Source organism: Streptomyces sp. NBC_01166 (genome assembly GCF_045039765.1).
Classification (GTDB): domain Bacteria; phylum Actinomycetota; class Actinomycetes; order Streptomycetales; family Streptomycetaceae; genus Streptomyces.
Map to the genome: position 1 here is coordinate 4,164,679 of NZ_CP108613.1, position 21,101 is coordinate 4,185,779.

A 21,101-nucleotide genomic window follows, 5' to 3' on the forward strand; every position below is an offset into this window, starting at 1 on the left:
GACGGCGGTCAGAGCGGGGTGGCCGCGTGGAGGATGCCGACGAGCGTCACCGTCGCGTTGAGCGACGACAGCGCAGAGGCCGCCGTCCCCGCCGTCGCGGTCACCGCCGCGAGGGCCAGATGCGCGGATGCCGGGGGCCACAGTCCGGCCGGGGGTTCGGGGTCGAGCAGCGCCGCCACCCGGCGCGGCACGGGGCCCGGCGCCGCGAAGGCGGGGAGCACGGCGGGCCCCTGCGGACGGTGCGGGAACAGCGCCGCCTTGCCGACCGCCGTGGCGACGGCCCGGCGGCTGCCGACCGCGTACGCCGCCTCCTCGTCCGCCCAGCGTTCGGTGCTGTACGCCACCGCCGTGCGCAGCGGCACCAGGAACGGGTTGGCGCGGGCCGCCAGTTGCGTCACCAGCAGATAGCGGTGGTGGCGGCCGGCCAGGTGCGCGCGTTCATGCGCGACGAGCGCGTCGCGTTCACGGGCGTCCAGGCACTCCATCATCGCCGTGGAGACGACGACCCGGCCGCGCCCTCCCGGCAGGGCGTAGGCGTACGGGTCGGGGGACGGGACCACCACGAGGTCCCCCGCGACGCCGTGGCCGTCCGGCGCCGGCAGGGCGCGGGCGGCACGGACCCGGGTCCGGATGTGGCGCAGCAGGGTGCCGCCCCAGGCCACCAGCACCGCCCCCAGGGCGCCGATGGCGATCAGGCCCGCCTTCTCCTCGTACGGCAGCGCGGCGCGCACCTCCGGGTCCGACCAGCCGTCGGGCAGCGGATTGCCGGGGAGCTGGGCCGTGCCCACCACCATGAGCAGGGCCAGGCACAGCGTGCTGCACAGGGCCAGCGTCGAACCCACGGCGGCCAGCAGCCGGGTGGCGCTCCTGGGGTGCAGGTGCTGTTCGGCGAGACGCGCCATGGGGAGGGCGGTCAGCGGCAGGACGAGTGGCAGGTAGACGAAGACGCCCATCGTGGTGGCTATCGGCTTTCCGGACCGGCGGGGCCGTCGTCGGGCTCGTCGGCCGCGCGGGAGAGCAGCGCGCGGAGTCTCGCCTCGTCACCGGGGGACAGCGCGGAGACGAACCGGGCGAGGACGGCCTCCCTGTCGCGTTCGCCGTCCAGGACGCGGCGCATGCGGAGGGCGGCGAGGCCGGCCTCGTCGGAGGCCGGGGTCCAGACGTAGGAACGGCCCTGGCGGGTGCGGGTCACGGCCTTCTTCGCGTAGAGGCGGGAGAGGATCGTGATGACCGTGGTGTAGGCGAGGTCGCCGTCGAGGTGCTCCTGCACCCATCCGGCCGTCGCGGGCCCGCCCGCCGAGCGCAGCACGGTCAGGACCTGGGACTCCAGCTGTCCCTGGCCGCGCCTGGGCAGCCGTGGGCCGTCCCGGGTGGAGCCGTCGTCCGTGCCTGTGGGCCTGTTCATCCGCGGCATCCTACTGAGTGGCCGGGTGGTGGTGCCTGTCGGCCGCCGTGCCATCGGTGGCCATCCGCCGTACTTCTACACGGCTGTAGAGTCTGACTGGTTCCACACCACAGGCAACGCAACGTATGGAGACGTCATGGCCCTTTGGGATCGGATCAAGGAATCGGCGTCGACGATGCAGACGCAGCTGGAGGCGAAGAAGAACGACCTGAAGAGCGGGGCGTTCCGGGACGCGAGCATGGCGATGTGCGCCCTCGTCTCCGCGGCCGACGGTTCCATCGACCCGTCCGAGCGGCAGCGCGTCGCCTCGCTGATCGCCACGAACGACGTGCTGCAGAACTTCCCGGCGGACGACCTCCAGCGCAGGTTCAACGACTACGTGAACAAGCTGACGGCGGACTTCGCCTTCGGCAAGGTCAGCGTGCTCCAGGAGATCGCCAAGGCGAAGAAGAAGCCCGCCGAGGCGCGTGCCGTCATCCAGATCGGCATCGTGATCGGCGGCGCCGACGGCGACTTCGACAAGTCGGAGCAGGCCGTCGTGCGCGAGGCGTGCTTCGCGCTGGACCTGCCGCCGCACGAGTTCGACCTGTAGGACCCCCGTCGCGTACGGCCCGGGGCCCTTCGGGCCGTACGCGCCACGGACCGGCCGGCCCGTCAGAGCTCCTTCGCGGGCCAGTCCAGAAGCCGGGCGCCGATCACCGCGGTCTGCAGCGTGTAGCGGTGCATCGGGTCGGACGGGTCGGAGCCGGTCAGCTGGTGTATCCGCTCCAGCCGGTACGTGAGCGCGCGCACGCTCAGCGACAGCCGGCGGGCCGTCTCGGCGGCGACACAGCCCGCGTCGAAGTACACGGAGAGCGTGCGCAGCAGGGGCTCCGCGCCGCCCCGGGCCTCCTTGAGCGGGCCGAGCTCGCTCCGCACCAGGTCGGCCATCGCCTGCCGGTCCCTCGTCAGCACCGGGTAGACCAGCAGATCGGCGGCGTACAGCACGGGGTCGTCGAGGCCCATCCGCTGAGCCAGATCCAGGGCGTCGAGCGCCTCGTCGTACGAGTGGACCACTCCGCCGGGGCCCCGGTGCGGGCGGCCGACCGCGACCTGACCGCCGTCCGTCGCGGCGTGGGCCTGCTTCGCGAAGTACCGCAGGACGTCGGGCTGGCTGCCGGGGGCTATGCAGACGAGGCGCCCGTCCTTCGTGGTGAGCAGGATCTTCCGGCCGCTGAAGCGGGCGAGCAGGGCCGCCTCCACGCTGCGGGGCACCGCGTCGGACTCGGTGTAGGCCTCCGGACCCGCCGCCACCGCGACGGCGTGGGCCCGCGAGAGCCGCAGCCCGAACCGGGTGGCGCGCTCCGCGAGCCGGCCCAGGTCGCTGCGCCCGTACAGCAGGTCGTCGATGAACTCCCGCCGCGCCGCTTCCTCCCGCCGCACCGTGATGCGCTGCGCCCGCTCGAACCCCTCCGCGAACGCGTCGACCGTCTGCTCCACGGCACCCAGCACCGCGTCGGTGGCGACCGCGCCCCGCGTGGTGAGCGGCCAGGCGGCGCGGGTCTCCGAGAGATGGAGCCGCACCAGGGCCCGCAGCTGATGCCCGGCCTCCGCGGCCTCACGGCCGAGGGTGCGCCGCGTCTCCAGCTCGTCCCGGGTGAGCCGGCGGCCGGTGTCCGCGACCTCGGCCAGGATCCGGGCGTAGCCCTCCAGGAACCGTTCGGGGATCTCGGGCTCCGCCACTTGCGCACTCCTCCACACACCGCCGGCATCGTCATCCCGTCAACGCACGGAGGCCGGTGCCGGTGCCCGGCAGGCCGGCCCCGTAAAGGCTGCCGGATTCCGGCAATGCGCCCGGACCGGCCCGGCTGACACGATCTGTCCAGCAACACACGGGGGAATCACGGGGGTTACGGGGGATCACGGGGGAAGAAACCGGTCGCTGCGAGGCCGTTCGCGGTGTCGCAGCGCCGGTCCCCCGGCCCGCCTGACGCCGCCCGGTCCCTCGGACCGCACGGCGTCGCAGGGGGTGGACCGGATGACCGAATTCTTTTCCGCAGCAGTCGCGTTCCCGGCCGTCGTCTTCGGCGGCGCCCTGGTGGTCGTCGTCTGCTTCTGGCTGCTGGTACTGGTCGGAGCGGCTGGTCACGACTCCTTCGACACCGACCTCGACACCGAAGCGGTCGGCTTCGGCGGGGTGCCCGTGTCCGTGTCGATGTCGCTGTTCATCGCCGTTTCCTGGTTGACCGGCCTGGTCGGGTCGGCCCTCGTCCTCCGCAGCGGAGCCACCGGCACCCTGCGGGCCGTGATGCACCTCGCCGTACTGGCGGGGGCGCTCCTGATCGCCTGGGGGGTGGTCCGCATGCTCGTACGCCGCTTCCGCCGGTTCTTCCCCGCGGAGCCTCCTCCATCCCGGCAGGACTTCGTGGGCCAGGTCTGCACGATCCGCACGGGATCCGTCAGCGCCGACTTCGGGCAGGCCGAGGTCGCCGCCGCCGACGGTTCGAACGCGATCGTGCAGGTGCGGCAGCCGCTGAGGCCGTCCGCGCCGGGTGATGTGTTCACCTCCGGCAGCACGGGCCTCCTCCACGCGTACGACGCCGACGGCGAGTTCTTCCGGGTCTCGCCGTACGACGGGTCGCTCGCCCCGCGCCCGCTGCCGCGCAAGGCCGGCTGACCAGCTTCCCCTCCTTGGGGCCGTGAGTCCGTGGTTCCGCGCGCCGTGGGGCCCCGCCGGACGGACACGGGCCCACGCCCCCGTCACGCGATGATCACCGACACGCCCGACTGAACCGGAGGGAGCAAGGCATGCTGGGCCATGTGTCCTCACTTCCTCAACAGCCCCAACGCCCCCCGAGCAGCGGCCACATGGTGGTCTGCGGCGACGACACCCTCGGCCGCCGGCTCGCCGTGGAGCTGCGCTATGTGTACGGGGAGCGGGTCACGCTCGTCGTCCCGCCGGGCCGTGAGCCCAGCAGACCGGACGTGCCTCTGACCCAACGGGCCCGGGCCGGGGCCCTGTTCGGGCGGATGTCGGCGGCGATGAACCGCAACGGGGCGGGCGGGGCGAACGGGAGCGGCGACACGAACGCCGGGGTCGAGGCCGTCCGCATCATGGAGGCGCACGAGCCCTCCGACGACGTGCTGGAGGAGGCCGGCGTCGACCGGGCAGCCGCGCTCGCACTCGTCTACGACGACGACGAGCTCAACATCCGCGCCGCCCTGACGGCCCGCCGGCTCAATCCGCGCCTGCGCCTCGTCATCCGGCTCTACAACCGCAAGCTGGGTCAGCACCTGGAGACGCTGCTCGACCAGGCGGCCGCCGTCTCCATGCCCGGACTCGACCCGGCCGCCCTGGACGCCTCCACCACAGTCCTGTCCGACGCCGACACCGCGGCCCCCGCCCTGGCTGCCACCGCGCTGACCGGCAGCAGCAAGGTCATCCAGGCCGAGGGCCTGCTCCTGCGCGCCGTGGAGCGCACCCCGCCCCGCCCGGGCGAGCTCGCCGACCCCGGGCTGTGCACGCTGGCGCTCCTCTCCTCCACCAGCCAGGACCCCGCGGGCAGCGAGGGCTCCGACAGCAGCGGCGAGGAGGGCCCTCAGCTCCTGCCCGACCTGGCGACGGTGAACGCCGCCACGGGCCGGGGCACGGTCGTCCTGGAGGCCATCAGGCAGGCGGGCCCCGACCGGGCGCCCGCCCGCATGGGAGGCAGGGGCGCGCCGCTCGGCCAGGTCTTCTCCCGGCGGCTGCGCTGGTCGGCGCTGGGCGTCGCGGCGGCCGTCGTCGCCCTGGCCGTCGCCTCGGTGATCACCACGGGCGACAGCCCGGTGCACGCCGCCTATCTGACCCTGCTCGACCTGCTGGCGATGGGTGACCCCGCGGTCGAGGACACCGACTCGGACTCCCGCCAGGTCATCCAGCTGCTCTCCGGCATGGCCGGGCTCCTGCTGCTGCCCCTGCTGGTCGCCGCCGTCCTGGAGGCGTTCGGCACGCTGCGCACCGCGTCCTCCCTGCGCCGCCCCCCGCGCGGCCTGTCCGGCCATGTGGTCCTGCTGGGGCTAGGCAAGATCGGCACGAGGGTCCTGGTGCGGCTCCGCGAGCTGGACATACCCGTGGTGGTCGTCGAGGAGGACCCGGAGGCGCGAGGCATCCCGCTGGCCCGCAGCCTGCACGTCCCGACGGTCCTCGGGGACGTGACCCAGGAGGGCGTCCTGGAGGCGGCCAAGATCCGCCGGGCCCGCGCGCTGCTCGCCCTGACCAGCGTGGACACGACGAACCTCGAAGCCGCGCTGTACGCCCGCTCGGTGAAGCCGGGCCTGCGGGTGGCGCTGCGCCTGTACGACGACGAGTTCGCCACCGCCGTCTACCGCGCCCTGCGCACGGCCCACCCGGGGGCCCTGACCCGTTCCCGCTCCGTGTCGCACCTGGCCGCACCGTCGTTCGCGGTCGCCATGATGGGCCGGCAGATCCTCGGCGCGGTACCGGTGGAGCGAAAGGTCATGCTCTTCGCCGCCCTGGAGGTGGCGGGAAACCCCCATCTGGAGGGCCGGACCGTCGAACAGGCGTTCCGGGCGGGCGCCTGGCGGATCCTGGCCCTGGACGCCACCCCGCCGTCCGACCGGCTCCCGGACCTGGCGGCCGTACCGCCGTACGACCCGCCGGGCCCTGGGGGTCCGGACCGGCCGTCCGGCCTGGTCTGGGACCTGCACCCGGGCTATGTGCTGCGGCCGGAGGACCGGGTCGTGATCGCCGCGACCCGCCGGGGTCTGGCCGAGATGCTGCGCGGGCAGCACTCGGCGACGCGTCGGTGAGGCCGACGGGGACCCTCAGCCGATGAGGGTCTCCTTCGGGCGGACCACGCAGAACTCGTTCCCTTCCGGATCGGCCGGCACGGTCCACGACTCGTCGCCGGTCTGCCCGACGTCCGCGTGCCGGGCGCCGAGTGCGACGATGCGCTCGATCTCGGCCTCCCGGTCCTCCGCGGCGGAGGTCAGATCGAGGTGCAGCCGGTTCTTGACGCTCTTGCGGTCCGTCACCGGCATGAAGCAGATGCCCACCGGCGCGTTCACGTCCGGCCCGATCACGACCTCCTTCTCCCGCTCGGACAGGATGCGCCGGCGCAGGACGTCGGCCCGGAAGCGGGCCGGGGCGGGCAGATCATGGGCGTCGATGACGATGTGATGCAGCGAGACAGGCATGCGGGCCGGTGTGCCCGGGCGTCCCGCCGCCGGCCTACCGAATCGTCCCCATCGCGTCCCGCACCTCCTGGAGGGTCTCCTCGGCCACGGCGTTCGCCCGCTCGTTGCCGGCGCGCAGCACGTCCCGCACGTAGCCCATGTCCTTGGCGTACTCCGCCCGGCGGGCACGGATCGGGGCCATGCGGGCGTTCACGGCCTCCGTCACGGTCCGCTTGAGACCGGCCGCGCCGCCGTTCCCGATCTCCTCGGCGACCTCGTGCGGGTCGCGGTCGAGGCAGAGCGCGGCCAGCAGCACCAGGCTCGACACCCCGGGCCGCAGATCGGGGTCGTACGTGATGTGCCGGTCGGCGTCGGTGGTGGCTCCCTTGATCAGCCGGGCGGTCTCGTCGGCGTCGGCGCCCAGGGCGATGGAGTTTCCCCTGCTCTTGCTCATCTTGGTGGCGTCGGTGCCGAGCAGCAGGGGCGCGGCGGAGAGCAGCGCGTCGGGTTCGGGGAAGACAGGTCCGTACCGCTCGTTGAAGCGGCGGGCGACGGTGCGGGTGATCTCCAGGTGCGGCAGCTGGTCCATGCCGACGGGGACGAGGTTGCCCTTGCAGAACAGGATGTCGGCTGCCTGGTGCACCGGGTACGTGTACATGAGGCCGCTGACGGCGGCCTGCCTGGAGTGCGCGATCTCGTCCTTCACGGTGGGGTTGCGCCCGAGTTCCGCGACGGAGACGAGGGACAGGAACGGCAGCAGCAGCTGGTTGAGGGCGGGGACCGCGCTGTGGTTGAAGACCGTCGCGCGGGCGGGGTCGATCCCGATGGCGAGATAGTCCAGGAGCAGCCCCTCCACATGCTCGGTGAGCCGTTCGGCGACGTCACGGTCGGTGAGGACCTGGTAGTCGGCGATGAGCACGAAGACCTCCACGCCGAGGTCCTGTAGGCGCACCCGGTTGTGGAGGGTGCCGAAGTAGTGCCCGAGGTGCAGGGCTCCGGTGGGCCGGTCGCCGGTGAGGACGCGGAAGCGGCCGGGGTCCCCGGCGAGCTGCTGTTCCAGTTCGGCGCTGCGGCGCGCGGCGGGGCTGACGGCAAGGTCGGTTGTCATGGCCACGGGGGGTCTCCTCGCTGGTGGTGTACGCGTGGAGGACGGCCCGCCGCAGGGCACCGGGGCAGCGAGAAGGGCCGTCCGAAGATCGAACGGCCCTGGTTCCGTGCAGAGAAGGTGGCCGCTCCTAGGAGGAGCGCCACCAGTTCCGGCACGGTACGGAGGTCATGGGCCGAGTGTAGCGCTCACCGGTCCCCGGAGCGCGGACCGTTTTCGTGCCGGCGGGGCGTCCCGGAGAGGGCTGGAATAGAGAGAGGGGGTGCCCCGTTGTAGGGTGTGTTCACATAGTTCAAGGTTCAACAACTTCCGCTCAACACCTTTGGAGGCGGGCGCCATGCAGTTCGGGATCTTCACCGTCGGGGATGTCACCACCGACCCCACGACCGGTACGACACCGAGCGAGAACGAGCGGATCAAGGCGACCCTCGCGATCGCGCTCAAGGCCGAGGAAGTGGGCCTGGACGTCTTCGCGACCGGCGAGCACCACAACCCGCCGTTCGTCCCGTCCTCCCCCACGACCACGCTCGGCTACATCGCGGCCCGCACCGAGAAGCTGATCCTCTCCACCTCGACCACGCTGATCACCACCAACGACCCGGTGAAGATCGCCGAGGACTACGCCACGCTCCAGCACCTGGCCGACGGCCGCGTCGACCTGATGATGGGCCGGGGCAACACCGGGCCGGTCTACCCCTGGTTCGGCAAGGACATCCGTCAGGGCATCCCGCTCGCGATCGAGAACTACGCGCTGCTGCACAAGCTGTGGCGCGAGGACGTCGTCGACTGGGAGGGGAAGTTCCGCACCCCGCTGCAGTCCTTCACCGCGACCCCGCGCCCGCTGGACGGCGTCCCGCCGTTCGTCTGGCACGGCTCGATCCGCTCCCCGGAGATCGCCGAACAGGCCGCGTACTACGGCGACGGCTTCTTCCACAACAACATCTTCTGGCCCATGGAGCACACCAGGAAGATGGTCGACCTCTACCGGCGCCGCTACGCCCACTACGGGCACGGCACCGCCGAGCAGGCGATCGTGGGCCTCGGCGGCCAGGTGTTCATGCGGAAGAACTCGCAGGACGCGGTCCGGGAGTTCCGCCCGTACTTCGACAACGCGCCGGTCTACGGGCACGGGCCCTCCCTGGAGGACTTCACCCAGCAGACCCCGCTGACCGTCGGCTCGCCGCAGGAGGTCATCGACCGGACCCTCTCCTTCCGTGAGGACGTCGGTGACTACCAGCGCCAGCTCTTCCTGATGGACCACGCGGGGCTGCCGCTGAAGACGGTCCTGGAGCAGCTCGACATCTTGGGCGAGGAGGTCGTGCCCGTGCTGCGCAAGGAATTCGCCCGCCTGCGCCCGGCCGGAGTGCCGGACGCCCCCGTCCACCCCGCCGTCACCGCCGCCCGCGCCGCCGCCGGGGACCCGAAGGAGCTCCGATGACCGTGCCCGCCACCGCCCCCCTGAAGATCGTCGCCGTCGCGGCGGGGCTCAGCAGCCCCTCCTCCACCCGGCTGCTGGCCGACCGGCTCGCCGAGGCCGCGCGTGAGCGGCTCGCGTCGGACCAGGACCGCCGCGTCGAGGTCCAGGTCGTCGAGCTGCGCGACCTCGCCGTGGACATCGCCAACCACCTGGTCACCGGCTTCCCGCCGGCCGGCCTGAAGAAGGCGATCGACGCGGTGACCGGAGCGGACGGGCTGATCGCCGTGACGCCCGTCTTCACCGCCTCGTACAGCGGGCTGTTCAAGTCCTTCTTCGACCTGATCGACCACACCGCGCTGACCGGCAAGCCCGTCGTCATCGCGGCGACCGGCGGGACGCCCCGGCACTCGCTGGTCCTGGAGCACGCGCTGCGCCCGCTCTTCGCCTATCTGCGAGCCGTCGCCCTGCCGACCTCCGTGTACGCGGCGTCGGAGGACTGGGGATCGAACGGCGACGAGTACACCGAGGGGCTGCCCTCCCGGATCCGGCGCGCGGGAGGCGAGCTCGCATCCGCCGTCACCGGGCGGACCGTCTCCGGCGCCTCCCGGGCCCTCACCCTCGACGACGGCGAGGACGCTGTCGTCCCGTTCGAGGAGCAGCTCGCCGGCCTGCGGGTCGGCTGAGCCTCGGCATCGGGGGCCACCCCGGCCCCCGATGTCCACCTTGACTACAGTTGGCGCCTGTATGCCGTAAATGTTGAAAACAATGGAGGCAGACATGGGCAGGATCGTCGTGGGCGTGGACGGATCGGACGCCTCGATCAAGGCACTTCGCTGGGCCGTGCGTCAGGCCGAGCTGACCGGCGACACCGTTGAGGCGGTCAACAGCTGGGAGTACCCCGCGACCAGCTGGGCGTCCATGATGCCGGGCATGCCCGAGGACTTCGACCCGCAGGAAGCGGCGACCGTGGCGCTCACCGAGGCGCTGGAGGAGGCCCTCGGCGCGGAGGGGGCGGCGGCGGTCGAAAAGATCGTCGTGATCGGCAACCCCGCCCAGACCCTGCTGGACCGCGCCAGGGGAGCGAACCTGCTGGTCGTGGGCGCCCGTGGCTACACCGGCTTCAAGGCGACGCTGCTCGGCTCGGTCAGCCTCCATGTCACCCAGCACGCCGACTGCCCGGTCACCGTCGTCCGCGACTGAGCGGGCTGCGCCCTCCGCACGCCGACGGGCGGGTCTCCGGTACGCCGGAGAGCCCGCCCTGCCGTGTCGCGTCAGCCCTGGGCGTTGATGTGGCTGATCACCCGGTCGAACTCCTTCGTGGGCGAGAAGTCCACGAATTCGCAGTCCTCCAGCGCCTCGGGCACGTGCCCGGGCGGCCAGTAGAACGCCTGGCCCTCCTCGTAGACCTCGTACGCCTCCGGGTCCGCGCCGGTCCGCAGCCTCAGCCGGCCCTTCAGGAGGTAACCCCAGTGCGGGCAGGGGCACATGTCGTCAGGGAGGCCCTTGAGCGCCGGGCCCATGTCCGCACCCTTGACCAGCCGGATCAGGGCGACGCTCAGGTCACCGCCGATCTCCGTCCTGCGCAGCTCCGCCTCGTCGGTCCGGATCGCAACGGGCGTCTCGTTCCATGTCGTCGCCGTCATGGCTCCTCCAGAGCCGGTCTCCGTCCCCCTTCCAGTCTGGGCCCGGCCCCGGCGGGACGCGATGTCAGAGGGCGACGACGTCGGCCACGACGCAGGACACGTTGTCCGGGGCACCCGCGTCACCGGCCAGGGCGACCAGAGCACGCACGGCCGCGTCCGGGGCGTCCGCCGCGATGACCGTGCGGGTCACCTCCGCCTCGTCGACGACCGCCGACAGTCCGTCCGAGCAGAGCAGATAGCGGTCGCCCGGCAACGTGTCGTGCAGCCGGACGTCGGGGCGTGCCTGCGCCTCCGGACCGCCGGCCAGGGCCCTGAGCAGCATCGCGCGCTGCGGGTGCGAGGCGGCCTCCTCCTCGGTCAGTGAGCCGTCGTCGATCATCGACTGCACCAGGGTGTGGTCGTGCGTGATCCGGAACAGCTCGCCCCCACGGAGCACATAGGCCCGCGAGTCCCCGATGTGCACCAGCCCCAGCCGCTCACCCGTCCACACCAGGGCCGTGAGCGTGGTCCCTGACTCCCCCGGCGCGGCGTCACCGACCACCGCGTCGTGGACCGCCCGTACGGAGGACTCCGCCGCCTCGTGCAGCGCGCTGAGCAGATCCGCCGCGTCCACCGCACCGCGCGCGGCCGGCTTCAGCGCGTCGACGGCCGCCGCGCTCGCGCCGGCGCCGCTCACCCCGAAGCCGTCGGCCACGGCGAGCAGCCGTGCCCCGGCGTACGCCGTGTCCTGCTGGGAGGTGCGCACCGCGCCCGGGTGGGTGAGTGCCGCATAGCGGATCCCGAGGGTGACCGGCCCCCGGCCGGCCCCGTTGCCGTTCGACATTCCGGCGTACTCCTTCGCTGACAGACGGTCGACGAGGAAGGCCGCGAGCTCCCGGCGGGCGGCCGTCTCGGCCTCCACCCGCGCCCAGTAGGCGCGGATCTCCGCCGCGGCCGCGCCGTCGTCGAGCGCCACCACCTCGGAGATCCGGGCGAGCGGCATCCCGATCCTGCGCAGCCACGCCACCAGCCGCGCCGGCTCCGCCTGCGCCCGGTCGTAGTACCGGTAGCCGTTCACCGGATCGACCAGGGCGGGGCGGAGCAGCCCCAGCTCGTCGTAGCGCCGCAGGGCCTTCGCCGAGAGCCTGGACAGCCGGGCGAACTCCCCGATCGTCACCAGCCCGGCACGCCCGTCCGCGCCTTCGTGTTCCACCACGGCCTCCTCGCGCCGGGCGGATGCGCCCGGCCACGCCGATGCTGGGGCTTCCCCCACCGGGAAGGTCAACCTCCGGTCCGCCGCCGTCACTTCCGGTTGTAGAGCCGCATCGTCACCGCGCCGAAGACCACCACGAACAGCGCCGACCAGCCCAGCGACCAGGCGATGTCCGTCGCGGGCCAGTTGCCGGCCATCAACTCCCGTACAGCTGCCGCGAGATGCGTCACGGGGCTGTTGTTCACGAACGCCTGCAGCCAGCCGGGCATGGTCCTGGGGTCGACGAAGACGTTGCTCAGGAACGTCAGCGGGAAGATCACCATCATGCTGACACCCATCACCGACTTCTCGGTGCGCAGCATCAGGCCGAACATCGTCCAGATCCAGGAGAAGGCGAAGGAGAACACCAGCAGGAGCGCGACGCCCGCCAGCACCCCCAGGAGTCCGCCGCCCGGCCGGTAGCCGATGGCGATGCCGACGACGAGCATCACGGCCGAGGCCAGGAGATAGCGCACGACATCGCCGAGGAGGTAGCCGACCATGGGCGCCGGCCGCCAGATCGGCAGGGTGCGGAAGCGGTCGAACACCCCCTTCGCGATGTCGGTGTTGACCGCGACGCCCGTGTACATCGTGATCATCACGACGCTCATGACGAGGATCCCGGGCAGCAGGAACTGGATGTAGTCCTCGGTGGATCCGGCCAGTGCCCCGCCGAAGAGATAGGTGAACATCAGCACCATCATGATCGGGAAGACCGTCACGTCGAACAGCTGCTCGGGCACATGCTTGATCTTCAGCATGGCCCGCCATCCGAAGGTCAGCGACGCCGACAGCGCGCTGGGCCGCCGCGGCCGCTCCTGGCCGACCAGAAGGGAGGCCAGGGTCTCTGCGTCCGGGGCGGTGAGTTCGGCGTCGTCGCGTTCGGCCGTGGTGGGCGCGGTGCTCATGCCGCCACCCCCTTCTTGTCCGTGAGCGCGAGGAAGACCTCGTCGAGGCTGGGCTGTCCCAGCGAGAAGTTGTCCACGTGGATGCCGCACCGGGCCAGCTCCGCCAGCGCCCGCGCGGCCTGTTCGGCCGCCCCCTTGTCGGTGCCGTGGCCCCCGACCGTGGCGGTCAGCGCCACCGGGTCGTGGTCCAGCTGCACCGTCGCCTCGAGCGCGATCGCCAGCACGCGCTCGGCCTCGGGGCGCTGCCCGGGATCGCGCAGGCGCAGATGGACGGACCCCGCGCCGACGGACGCCTTGAGCTCACCCTTCGTACCCTCCGCGATCACCTTGCCGTGGTCGATCACGGCGATGCGGGAGGCCAGGTGGTCGGCCTCGTCGAGGTACTGGGTGGTCAGCATGACCGTCGTGCCCTGCGCGACGACGGCACGCACGATGTCCCACACCTGGTTACGGCTGCGCGGGTCGAGCCCGGTCGTCGGCTCGTCGAGGAAGAGCAGATCCGGTGTGTTCAGGATGGACGCGGCGATGTCGATCCGGCGCCGCATCCCGCCGGAGTAGTTCTTCACCTGCTTGCCCGCCGCCTCGCTCAGCCCGAAGGCCTCCAGCAGCTGCGCCGCCCGGGTCCGGGCGGCGGGCTTGGAGTGGCCGAGGAGCCTGGCCAGCAGCACCAGGTTCTCCGTACCGGTCAGGTCCTCGTCGACCGAGGCGTACTGCCCGGTGAGGCTGACCCGGCCGCGGACCGTGTCGGCGTCCTTCACGACGTCGTGGCCGAAGACCCGCGCCTGGCCCGCGTCCGGACGAAGCAGGGTCGCCAGCATCCTCACGGTGGTGGTCTTCCCTGCCCCGTTGGGGCCCAGCACTCCGTAGACGGTGCCCGAGGGCACGGCGAGATCGACGCCGTCCACCGCACGGTTGTCGCCGAAGACCTTCACCAGCCCCGTGGTCTCGATGGCCAGTTCAGTACTCATGGTCCCTTCCCTGTCGGCTCTGTCGAGGGCGGATACGGGCCAACGATGGCACGGTGCACGCCGGTAGCGGGGCGGATCGGACGGAATCGGACGGGCGCGGCGGCCGGATCGGATCCGGCCACCGCGCCCTTTCCTCCGGAAGGACGGCCGCGTCACTCCTCGCGCGTGTAGTAGGCGTAGAACATCGTGCAGAACGTGCCCGCGGCTATCACCAGTCCGATGAAGCCCGACATCAGCACGCTCTTGCCGTTCAGACTGGAGAGGAAGCCGACCGCGCCCCCGGCCAGCACACCGAAGGCCGCCGCCCGGAGCTCACGGGGCAAGGCCCACCGGACCCTGGCGAGTGCGTAGCAGAGCGCGGCGAAGACCACCCCGGAGACGACTCCGAGCCAGATCTGCCCACCGGTGGTCGCTCCACCGTCCCGATTGATGAAGAAGGCCCAGAAACCGAGGATCACGCCCAGTGCAAGGGGCACAGCCCAGGCGAGCGCGGTGTGCCGGTGCTCCTGCCGGGCGGGGGCGCGGGCCTGCGTCCGTCGGTGCGTCGGCATCGTCGCGTGTGTGGCCATGGCGCACAGCTCCTTCCGTCGCCCCCGTCCCTGTGTTCCTCCAGCGCACACCCGGCCGGGCCGCCCGGCAACTCGAATGGCCCACGGCCCGGAGCGCCCCGCCGTCGCAGGGGATTGGCTGGTGCCTGTGCGGAACTGTCTCTCAGTGGCTCTCTCGGCGGTGCTGCTCGTCGTGCTGGCCGTACTGGTCCCGGTGAGCGCGCTCTCGGCGTGGGTCGATCTGGAGCTCGACGACACCGACCGTTACCTGGCCGCCGTCTCGCCGCTGGCCTCCGATTCCGATGTACGGGAAACCGTCGCCACCCTGGTCACCGACGAGGCGATGAAGAACATCGACGTAGGCCCGCTCCAGGACACCGTCGAGCAGTTCCTGCACGAGTCCGCCCTGTCGTTCACCACGACCGAGGCGTTCCGACGGGCCTGGGACAGCGCCAACCGGACGGCGCACCAGGCCGTGACCGCCTCGCTGCACGGGGACGACGGGCAGGCGGTGACGATCGACCTGGCGCCGGTGATCGAGGAGGTCAAGAAGGAACTGGTGAGCAGCGGGGTGCCGTTCGCCGACCGGATCCCGGTCCGGGAGACCTCCATCACCGTGCTGTCCGCCGACCGCGCGGACGACCTGCGGTCCTCGTTCCGGTGGCTCAGGTACTGCAGCGTCTGGCCGGCCGTGGCGACGGTGGTGCTGCTCGTCCTGGTGCTGGGTCTCACGCTCGTGCGCGGCGGCATCCGCGCCGGGCTGACGGCCGCAGCCGTGGTCGGCGGCGGCCTGGTCCTCGGCGCGGCCCTGCTCCGGATCGCGGTCGCCGTCGGCCGCGGCCGGGTGCTCGACCAGGTGCCCGGAACCGACCGGGACGGGACCGCGGCGGTGTACGACGCGCTGACCGCGTCCCTGCGGACAACGGTGTGGATCGTGCTGCTCGTGGGGGCGGTCCTGGCTGTCGGCGGCCTTGTGGGACGGGTCGTGGCGGCCCGGCGCGGGTAGGGCTTCCGGCGTGGACAGCAGCGCCGCGAGGGCGGCCGTGGGGGACTGGGCCCGCCCGCGCGGACGGGGGCGCACGGCCGCCGGCGGGTGTGCCGCGCTCGCCCTGTCCTGCGCCACCCTCGTCCTCGGCTTCCGCGCCTCGGCCGCGCGACGGCCCCGCCCCTCGGACGCTGTGGGGCGTACGGCGAATACGTGTGCGTCCCGCAGGACTCCCCCATCGCCCTCGTCCCTCGCGACATGCCGCTCCAGCTCGCGGCGGCGCTCCCGTCGGCCGGCACGACCGCCGCCCAGATCCTGTCGAGCACGGCCGTACGCAGCGGACTGAGCCTGCTGGTCGTCGGGGCGACGGGCGGCGTCGGCAGCTTCCTGACCCAGCTCGCGGCGGGCCGCGGGACAGCGGTCGTCGCCGCCGTGCGCGGCGACAAGAAGCGGCGGATGGGGGCGCTCGGCGCCACCGCCACGGTCGACACGACCACGGGCCCCGAAGCGCTGGAGGCCGCGGTGCGCGATCTGTACCCGGACGGCGTCGACGCCCTCGTCGACCTCGTCTCGGCGGACACCGCCTCGTTCGCGGTGTACACCGCCCTGGTGCGTGACGGCGGAGTCGCGGTCACCACCCGGGGCGTGGCGGCGCCGCCGGGCATCGCCTGGGCCGACTTCCGGCTCGCTCCGACCGCCGCAGTGCTGGAGGAGCTGGCCTCGGCGGTGACGCGCGGGGAGCTGGACGTGCCCATCGACATGGAGCTGCCCCTGGAGAAGGCGCCGCAGGCTCTCGCCCAGAACCGCGCGGGCGGGGCCCGCGGCAAGACCGTCTTCGTCATCTGAAGGACACGTCCCCCAGGACACCGACCGGGAGCTCTCATGGCCGAGCAGGACATCTTCGAGAACATCGACGGACTGATCACCGAGGAGCGCGCCCTGCGCGCCCGCTCCACCGCGGAACTGGGCCTCTCCGCCGAAGAGCGGTCACGGCTGCGGGAGGTGGAGGTCCAGCTGGACCAGTGCTGGGACCTGCTGCGGCAGCGGCGCGCGCTCAGCGAATTCGGCGAGGACCCCTCGGAGGCGCGGGTGCGCCCCGCCGACGAGGTGGAGGGCTACCAGAGCTGAAACGGCCTGCCGGACCGCCTAGCCGGCGTCCGGGCCCCGGCCCTGGAAGCCCTGGAGGCGTTCCATCTCGCGGCGGTCCCGCTTGGTCGGGCGGCCCGTGCCCCGGTCGCGGACCGGGACCTGGATCGCCATCTCGCGCGGCGGCGGGGGCGGGCTGTTGTCGACGAAGCACTCCGCGGCGACCGGCGGGCCCACCCGCTTTTTCACGATCTTGGAGACCACCACGATCCGGTCCCGGCCGGCGTGCCGCAGCCGCACCTCGTCGCCCGTACGCAGGGCCTGGGCGGGCTTCGCGCGCTCGCCGTTGACCCGCACATGTCCCGCGCGGCAGGCGGCAGCCGCCTGCGAGCGGGTCTTCGTCAGCCGGACCGCCCAGATCCAGGCATCGACCCGGACGCTCCCCTCCGCCTGCGGCGCCTCACCGGAAACCATGCCTACGACTCTAGTCCGGTGAGGCGCACTCATGGAGTCAGGAGCCGAAGCCGCTGATGACCTCACCCATGTCGTAGCTGTACAGCTCCCGCTTGCAGACCCCGCACTCGCTGGGCGCGTGCTCGCTCAGCGACCACAGCTTCGGGGCGACGCCGTCGCCCCTGCCGTGCGCGAGATACAGGTCCTCGGGGCCGAACGAGCTCTCCAGGATCTTCGGGTTGGCGACGAGCTGCGTCGTGCCGTCCACGGTCCCCGGGGTGGCCTGCATCAGCCGGCCGTTGTCGTAGGCGTTGCTGCGGTGGAAGTACCACTTGCCGTCGTAGCGCGTGACGCCCTGGATCTTGTGCCAGAGCTTCTCACCCCCGAAGGTCCCCGTGTCCGGCAGTCCGTACGCGAGATCCGCCTTGGCCGTGGTGCCCACCGCGCCCTCGACCGCTGCGGTCAGCGCGGTCATCGGGTAGGTGCCGACGCGGCCGTTGCTGGAGCCGCCGTTGTTGGTGTTGCAGTACTCACCGAGGACCATGTGGGGGGCGCCGGTCCGGTCGAGCGAGATGTACGAGGCCTTCGGACGGCCGGTGGCGTAGCACTGGTTCTTGCTGGTGCTCCCGCCGTTCTTCGCCGTGGTGAACTTCAGCGTGGCGACCTGGGGCATCACGTACCGGTAGCCGTAGGCGTACCAGACGTTGTTCTGGCGGCCGACCCGCTTCTTGTCGACGACGTTGCTGACCAGGCCGTCCGGCGTCGGGTCGTGGACCGCGGGATCGTTGTCCGGGCTGAGGTCCATGATCCTTCGGAGGTCGAAGACCCGCATGCCGTTGGCCGTGTCGGCGACGTACAGATAGTTGCCGTACCAGACCATGCCGCCCGCGTGGATGCCGTTCTGTGCCCTGCAGGCATCCGTCACACCGGACTCCGGTGTGCACGTGCCCTCGCTCGCGTGCAGCGCGTCGAAGGAGATGTGGTCCTTGGAGTTCAGAAAGGGCCAGGCCAGCAGCACATGGCGGTACTTCTTCGTGGCCTGGTTGAAGAAGCTGACCCGTATGCCCTTCTCGTTGCAGGCATCGGATGCCGAGTCCTGGACGCAGTTGCTCCGGCCGGAGGCGTAGTTGCTGCGGTCCGGGTTGTAGTCGTCGTAGCCCGCCACGGCGATGGGCTCGGAGTCCGACGTGCCCCAGTCCTCGTCCTCCTGGGCGTCCGAGACGCCGGTGATGGCCTGCGGGATCCACTCGGAGGAGGTGGCGTCGTCGTCCTTCCAGCAGACACGGGGGGCCGCGGTGAGGTCGGGGCCGTAGATGGCCGCGTCACCGCAGGTGGAGTTCCAGCCCGCGTCACGGTTGGCCTGCGTCATGAGCTCGGTGAGGCCCTGCTTGGGCAGGGCGGCGTCCAACTTGTCGACGAGCCCGGTGAGGACTGTGCCGGTCTCCAGGGTGAAGTCGCCCGGTCGGCCGGGGACCACGGCCTGTGCGTCGGCCGTCGCGGACGGCGCGGAGCCCGTACCCGAACCCGCCAGGTCGTCCTGCTCCCCTTCGGGCGCGTTCTCGAAGCCGTCGTCCGGCATGCCCTCATGGCCCGGGACGGGATCGTCCGCCGCGACGGCGCGAGGGGCGGCGGCCGTGGCACCCGTCGCCGGCACCAGCGCGGCCATCAGTGCGCCTGCTGCCACGGCGCAGGCCGCGAGGCGTGTTCGGCGGGATGGTTGTCCCATGTGGGGGCCCTTCGTGAGTGCGCTCAATGATCAGCCGTTGTGCCTGATTGCTCATCAGGCACAACGGCCGGTCACGCTAGCAACACAATCGAGGGGCCTGTGCGCACATTTGAACGACACTCATCAGCCGTGCACCACACGGACACAGGCCGTAGTGAGGGCTCCGTTTGTGCAGAGCCGGGCGGTTCAGACGCCTATGTCGCTGCCGTCCTTGCGCCAGACGGCGACGACCGACGGGCGCACGATCCGGCCCGGCCCGTCCGGCCAGGTGCTCGCGGGCTTCTCGACGGAGGCGCCGTCGACCTCTCCCGGGTGCTGCACGGCGACGAGGACGCGGCGGTCCTGGATCACCGGGCCGCAGGTCTCCGCGCCGGTCGGCACCGTCAGGAACTGCTTGAGCTCGCCCCGCCGTTCGCCCTGCGTGGCGACGCCGAACAGGCCGTCGTGCGAACCGAGCTGGGCACCGTCCGTGGAGATCCAGAGGTTGCCGTGGTCGTCGAAGGCCACGTTGTCGGGGCAGGAGATGGGGCTGACCTTCTCCTTCGGGAACCCGGCGAAGTACGTCGCCGGGTCCTCCGGGTCACCCGCGACGAGGAACAGCCGCCAGGCGAAGCCGTCACCCGCCGGGTCGTCCCAGTTCTCCGCGAGCTCCAGGATCTGACCGTGCTTGTTGGCGTTGCGAGGGTTGGCCTCGTCGGCGCCCGCCTTGCCCGCCTTGCCGCGGTCGGTGTTGTTGGTGAGCGCGATGTAGACCCGGCCGGTGCGCGGCGAGGGCTCGACGTCCTCGGGGCGGTCCATCTTCGTCGCGCCGACCTTGTCACCGGCCAGGCGGGTGAAGACATACACCTCGTCGGCCGTCATGCCCGGGACGTGCGAGGTGGTGCCCGTGGCGAGCGGGATCCAGACGCCGCTGCCGTCGAACTCGCCGTCCGAGGGGAGCTTGCCCGTGCCGTCGAACTCCGCGGACGGGGAGTCGCCGGTCAGCTTGGCGACGTACAGCGTCCCCTCGTCCAGCAGCGTGAGGTTGTGCTCCCGGGCGGCCCGCGAGTTCCCCTTCTTCATCCGCTTGCTGGAGACGAACTTGTAGAAGTAGTCGAACCGTTCGTCGTCGCCCATGTAGACCACGGGGCGGCCGTCGGCGGTCAGCCGGGGCTGCGCCGCCTCGTGCTTGAACCGGCCGAGCGCGGTCCGCTTGCGGGGCGTGGAGTCGGGGTCGTACGGGTCGAGCTCGACGACCCAGCCGAAGCGGTGCGCCTCGTTGGGCTCCTGCGCCAGGTCGAAGCGCTTGTCGAACCGCTCCCACTTGCGCTCGGTGGCGGCCGTGCCGATGCCGTAGCGCTTGTCGGTGTCGCTGGAACCGTTGGCGAAGTACTGGTTGAAGTTCTCCTCGCCGTGCAGCGTGGTGCCCCACGGGGTGGTGCCGCCCGCGCAGTTGTTCAGGGTGCCCAGCACCTTGCGGCCGGTGCGGTCGGCGGAGGTGCGGAGCAGCGGGCTCCCGGCGGCGGGGCCGGTGACCCGGAATTCGCTGGTCGCGGTGAGACGGCGGTTCAGCGGGTGGCGGTTGACCGGCGAGAGCTTGCCGGTGCGGTTCTCCTCCTGGACGACGACCACGGAGAGTCCGTGCGCCGCCCAGGCGATCTCGACCTGCTCACGGGTCGGACTGGCCGGATCGTATCCACGGAACATCAGGATCTCGTCCGTGTACTCGTGGTTGGCGACCAGCACCTGACGGCCGCGCTCACCGCGCAGCGGGAGCAGGGAGAGGAAGTCGTTGTTGTAGCCGAACTGGCCCGCCTGCGCCTTCGCCGACTGCTTGTCGGGGTCGAAGCGGGGGGCGCCGCGCAGGATCGGTTCGCCCCAGCGGATCACGACGTTCTGGCCGTAGCCGTCGGGGATCGTGACCTTGTCGGCCGTGTTGGGCGCGACCGCCGCGAAGCGCAGGCCCCGGGCGCCCGAGGCGGTGGGCTTCGGCTTGCCGGCCGTACGGCCGGCGAGGGGCGCGGCCTCGGCACTCGGGGCGGCGGGGCCGGCGAGAGCGGTGGTCCCGGCGGCGGCGGCCACGGTCACCACGGCGGCGGCGCGCATCATCGACCGGCGTGACAGGGCACCGGCGATGATGTCGCCGGCGTACTCGTTGTCGCTGGTGTTCGGGACCTCCTGGAAGCAGGCGTCACCGCAGCGGTAGCGGCAGGTCAGCGCAGAGCGCCCGCCCTGGTGCGAGCCGATGAGCGGCAGCAGATCGCGCACGTTTTCGTCCCTCCGTCTGTGTGTCACGCGTGACGGTAGGTGCGCATCCACGCCGTTCGTGGGACTGCCGGTGAACGGAGGGTGAAGTCCGGGACACCGCTCCTCTTCCCTTTGCCCCGGGCCCCGTTCAGGACTCGGTCACGACTCGGTTGGAGCTCGGTTGACGCAGGGGCGGGCCGCGCAGCCGAACGGCCGGATCCGGCCGCTAACCTTACGTATCCG

The 21,101-nt window shown here is 71.9% G+C and carries 22 protein-coding genes; 9 read left to right on the top strand and 13 right to left on the bottom strand.

The window, feature by feature from the left end:
• Nucleotides 1-8: 8 nt before the first annotated feature.
• Together OG379_RS19085 and OG379_RS19090 are read right to left on the bottom strand one after the other, a co-directional pair.
• On the bottom strand, nucleotides 9-953 hold the full coding sequence (locus OG379_RS19085; protein WP_405664353.1) for a M56 family metallopeptidase: 945 nt from the start codon (nucleotides 951-953) through the stop codon (nucleotides 9-11).
• An 8-nt stretch (nucleotides 954-961) separates the two neighbouring features.
• The gene (locus OG379_RS19090) at nucleotides 962-1,405 is read right to left on the bottom strand and encodes a BlaI/MecI/CopY family transcriptional regulator (RefSeq protein WP_405664355.1); all 444 of its coding nucleotides are present in this window, start codon (nucleotides 1,403-1,405) and stop codon (nucleotides 962-964) included.
• Between the two features lie 136 nt (nucleotides 1,406-1,541).
• On the opposite strand from OG379_RS19090, the gene OG379_RS19095 reads away from it, so the two are divergent.
• Nucleotides 1,542-1,997, top strand: a complete 456-nt coding sequence (locus OG379_RS19095; RefSeq protein WP_387393326.1) for a tellurite resistance TerB family protein — start codon at nucleotides 1,542-1,544, stop codon at nucleotides 1,995-1,997.
• Between the two features lie 62 nt (nucleotides 1,998-2,059).
• On the opposite strand, the gene OG379_RS19100 is transcribed toward OG379_RS19095, so the two are convergent.
• Nucleotides 2,060-3,127 carry a PucR family transcriptional regulator gene (locus tag OG379_RS19100; RefSeq protein WP_405664357.1) on the bottom strand — a complete coding sequence of 356 codons (1,068 nt, stop codon included), beginning with the start codon at nucleotides 3,125-3,127 and terminating at the stop codon, nucleotides 2,060-2,062.
• A 295-nt stretch (nucleotides 3,128-3,422) separates the two neighbouring features.
• Between OG379_RS19100 and OG379_RS19105 the strand changes: the two genes are divergently transcribed.
• Together OG379_RS19105 and OG379_RS19110 are read left to right on the top strand one after the other, a co-directional pair.
• Nucleotides 3,423-4,061, top strand: coding sequence for a hypothetical protein (locus OG379_RS19105; protein ID WP_405664359.1), 639 nt, complete (start codon nucleotides 3,423-3,425; stop codon nucleotides 4,059-4,061).
• 131 nt (nucleotides 4,062-4,192) lie between these two features.
• Complete coding sequence (locus OG379_RS19110; RefSeq protein WP_405664361.1) at nucleotides 4,193-6,196, top strand: NAD-binding protein; 2,004 nt, start codon at nucleotides 4,193-4,195, stop codon at nucleotides 6,194-6,196.
• A 15-nt stretch (nucleotides 6,197-6,211) separates the two neighbouring features.
• On the opposite strand, the gene OG379_RS19115 is transcribed toward OG379_RS19110, so the two are convergent.
• On the bottom strand, nucleotides 6,212-6,583 hold the full coding sequence (locus OG379_RS19115) for a VOC family protein (RefSeq protein ID WP_405664363.1): 372 nt from the start codon (nucleotides 6,581-6,583) through the stop codon (nucleotides 6,212-6,214).
• 34 nt (nucleotides 6,584-6,617) lie between these two features.
• Entirely contained in the window at nucleotides 6,618-7,670 is a 1,053-nt protein-coding gene (gene trpS / locus OG379_RS19120; protein ID WP_405668577.1) for a tryptophan--tRNA ligase, read from the bottom strand.
• A gap of 334 nt (nucleotides 7,671-8,004) precedes the next feature.
• Between trpS and OG379_RS19125 the strand changes: the two genes are divergently transcribed.
• From OG379_RS19125 to OG379_RS19135, 3 genes are all read left to right on the top strand, one after another.
• Nucleotides 8,005-9,105 (top strand): LLM class flavin-dependent oxidoreductase, encoded by a 1,101-nt coding sequence (locus OG379_RS19125; RefSeq protein ID WP_405664365.1) that lies wholly within the window; start codon nucleotides 8,005-8,007, stop codon nucleotides 9,103-9,105.
• Complete coding sequence (locus tag OG379_RS19130; protein ID WP_405664367.1) at nucleotides 9,102-9,767, top strand: FMN reductase; 666 nt, start codon at nucleotides 9,102-9,104, stop codon at nucleotides 9,765-9,767. The genes OG379_RS19125 and OG379_RS19130 overlap by 4 nt, the downstream gene beginning before the upstream one ends.
• Before the next feature lie 94 nt (nucleotides 9,768-9,861).
• Nucleotides 9,862-10,284 carry a universal stress protein gene (locus OG379_RS19135; RefSeq protein WP_104787263.1) on the top strand — a complete coding sequence of 141 codons (423 nt, stop codon included), beginning with the start codon at nucleotides 9,862-9,864 and terminating at the stop codon, nucleotides 10,282-10,284.
• Nucleotides 10,285-10,355: 71 nt separating this feature from the next.
• Here the strand turns inward: OG379_RS19135 and OG379_RS19140 are convergent, their stop codons facing one another.
• The 5 genes from OG379_RS19140 to OG379_RS19160 all read right to left on the bottom strand — a co-directional run bounded on the left by OG379_RS19140 (nucleotide 10,356) and on the right by OG379_RS19160 (nucleotide 14,403).
• Entirely contained in the window at nucleotides 10,356-10,727 is a 372-nt protein-coding gene (locus OG379_RS19140) for a hypothetical protein (RefSeq protein WP_405664370.1), read from the bottom strand.
• A 64-nt stretch (nucleotides 10,728-10,791) separates the two neighbouring features.
• Nucleotides 10,792-11,919, bottom strand: a complete 1,128-nt coding sequence (locus tag OG379_RS19145) for a MerR family DNA-binding transcriptional regulator (protein ID WP_405664372.1) — start codon at nucleotides 11,917-11,919, stop codon at nucleotides 10,792-10,794.
• An 89-nt stretch (nucleotides 11,920-12,008) separates the two neighbouring features.
• Nucleotides 12,009-12,866 carry an ABC transporter permease gene (locus tag OG379_RS19150; protein ID WP_405664374.1) on the bottom strand — a complete coding sequence of 286 codons (858 nt, stop codon included), beginning with the start codon at nucleotides 12,864-12,866 and terminating at the stop codon, nucleotides 12,009-12,011.
• Nucleotides 12,863-13,834 (bottom strand): ATP-binding cassette domain-containing protein, encoded by a 972-nt coding sequence (locus OG379_RS19155; RefSeq protein WP_405664376.1) that lies wholly within the window; start codon nucleotides 13,832-13,834, stop codon nucleotides 12,863-12,865. Before OG379_RS19155 ends, OG379_RS19150 begins: the two co-directional genes overlap by 4 nt.
• 152 nt (nucleotides 13,835-13,986) lie before the next feature.
• On the bottom strand, nucleotides 13,987-14,403 hold the full coding sequence (locus OG379_RS19160) for a hypothetical protein (protein WP_393756338.1): 417 nt from the start codon (nucleotides 14,401-14,403) through the stop codon (nucleotides 13,987-13,989).
• A gap of 76 nt (nucleotides 14,404-14,479) precedes the next feature.
• Here OG379_RS19160 and OG379_RS19165 point away from each other — a divergent pair, with 76 nt between their 5' ends.
• The 3 genes from OG379_RS19165 (at nucleotide 14,480) to OG379_RS19175 (ending at nucleotide 16,495) form a co-directional block, all read left to right on the top strand.
• The gene (locus tag OG379_RS19165) at nucleotides 14,480-15,388 is read left to right on the top strand and encodes a hypothetical protein (RefSeq protein WP_405664378.1); all 909 of its coding nucleotides are present in this window, start codon (nucleotides 14,480-14,482) and stop codon (nucleotides 15,386-15,388) included.
• Nucleotides 15,389-15,580: 192 nt separating this feature from the next.
• Nucleotides 15,581-16,213, top strand: a complete 633-nt coding sequence (locus OG379_RS19170; RefSeq protein WP_405664380.1) for a zinc-binding dehydrogenase — start codon at nucleotides 15,581-15,583, stop codon at nucleotides 16,211-16,213.
• Nucleotides 16,214-16,249: 36 nt separating this feature from the next.
• Nucleotides 16,250-16,495, top strand: a complete 246-nt coding sequence (locus tag OG379_RS19175) for a DUF2630 family protein (RefSeq protein ID WP_393756344.1) — start codon at nucleotides 16,250-16,252, stop codon at nucleotides 16,493-16,495.
• 18 nt (nucleotides 16,496-16,513) lie between these two features.
• Here OG379_RS19175 and OG379_RS19180 read toward each other — a convergent pair whose 3' ends face one another.
• From OG379_RS19180 to OG379_RS19190, 3 genes are all read right to left on the bottom strand, one after another.
• Nucleotides 16,514-16,927 carry an RNA-binding S4 domain-containing protein gene (locus tag OG379_RS19180; protein ID WP_405664382.1) on the bottom strand — a complete coding sequence of 138 codons (414 nt, stop codon included), beginning with the start codon at nucleotides 16,925-16,927 and terminating at the stop codon, nucleotides 16,514-16,516.
• Nucleotides 16,928-16,964: 37 nt separating this feature from the next.
• Nucleotides 16,965-18,632 (bottom strand): hypothetical protein, encoded by a 1,668-nt coding sequence (locus OG379_RS19185; protein WP_405664384.1) that lies wholly within the window; start codon nucleotides 18,630-18,632, stop codon nucleotides 16,965-16,967.
• 186 nt (nucleotides 18,633-18,818) lie between these two features.
• Entirely contained in the window at nucleotides 18,819-20,879 is a 2,061-nt protein-coding gene (locus OG379_RS19190) for a PhoX family protein (protein ID WP_405664386.1), read from the bottom strand.
• Nucleotides 20,880-21,101: the final 222 nt, after the last annotated feature.

Excerpts from the sequence above, each read along its gene's own strand:
- OG379_RS19140 (WP_405664370.1), bottom strand. The coding sequence starts at position 10,727 with ATGACGGCGACGACATGGAACGAGACGCCCGTTGCGATCCGGACCGAC.
- OG379_RS19090 (WP_405664355.1), bottom strand. The coding sequence starts at position 1,405 with ATGAACAGGCCCACAGGCACGGACGACGGCTCCACCCGGGACGGCCCA.
- OG379_RS19155 (WP_405664376.1), bottom strand. The coding sequence starts at position 13,834 with ATGAGTACTGAACTGGCCATCGAGACCACGGGGCTGGTGAAGGTCTTC.
- OG379_RS19110 (WP_405664361.1), top strand. The coding sequence starts at position 4,193 with ATGCTGGGCCATGTGTCCTCACTTCCTCAACAGCCCCAACGCCCCCCG.
- OG379_RS19180 (WP_405664382.1), bottom strand. The coding sequence starts at position 16,927 with ATGGTTTCCGGTGAGGCGCCGCAGGCGGAGGGGAGCGTCCGGGTCGAT.
- OG379_RS19185 (WP_405664384.1), bottom strand. The coding sequence starts at position 18,632 with ATGGGACAACCATCCCGCCGAACACGCCTCGCGGCCTGCGCCGTGGCA.
- OG379_RS19175 (WP_393756344.1), top strand. The coding sequence starts at position 16,250 with ATGGCCGAGCAGGACATCTTCGAGAACATCGACGGACTGATCACCGAG.
- trpS (WP_405668577.1), bottom strand. The coding sequence starts at position 7,670 with ATGACAACCGACCTTGCCGTCAGCCCCGCCGCGCGCCGCAGCGCCGAA.
- OG379_RS19165 (WP_405664378.1), top strand. The coding sequence starts at position 14,480 with ATGGCCCACGGCCCGGAGCGCCCCGCCGTCGCAGGGGATTGGCTGGTG.
- OG379_RS19085 (WP_405664353.1), bottom strand. The coding sequence starts at position 953 with ATGGGCGTCTTCGTCTACCTGCCACTCGTCCTGCCGCTGACCGCCCTC.
- OG379_RS19160 (WP_393756338.1), bottom strand. The coding sequence starts at position 14,403 with ATGGCCACACACGCGACGATGCCGACGCACCGACGGACGCAGGCCCGC.
- OG379_RS19105 (WP_405664359.1), top strand. The coding sequence starts at position 3,423 with ATGACCGAATTCTTTTCCGCAGCAGTCGCGTTCCCGGCCGTCGTCTTC.
- OG379_RS19095 (WP_387393326.1), top strand. The coding sequence starts at position 1,542 with ATGGCCCTTTGGGATCGGATCAAGGAATCGGCGTCGACGATGCAGACG.
- OG379_RS19130 (WP_405664367.1), top strand. The coding sequence starts at position 9,102 with ATGACCGTGCCCGCCACCGCCCCCCTGAAGATCGTCGCCGTCGCGGCG.
- OG379_RS19150 (WP_405664374.1), bottom strand. The coding sequence starts at position 12,866 with ATGAGCACCGCGCCCACCACGGCCGAACGCGACGACGCCGAACTCACC.
- OG379_RS19135 (WP_104787263.1), top strand. The coding sequence starts at position 9,862 with ATGGGCAGGATCGTCGTGGGCGTGGACGGATCGGACGCCTCGATCAAG.
- OG379_RS19115 (WP_405664363.1), bottom strand. The coding sequence starts at position 6,583 with ATGCCTGTCTCGCTGCATCACATCGTCATCGACGCCCATGATCTGCCC.
- OG379_RS19125 (WP_405664365.1), top strand. The coding sequence starts at position 8,005 with ATGCAGTTCGGGATCTTCACCGTCGGGGATGTCACCACCGACCCCACG.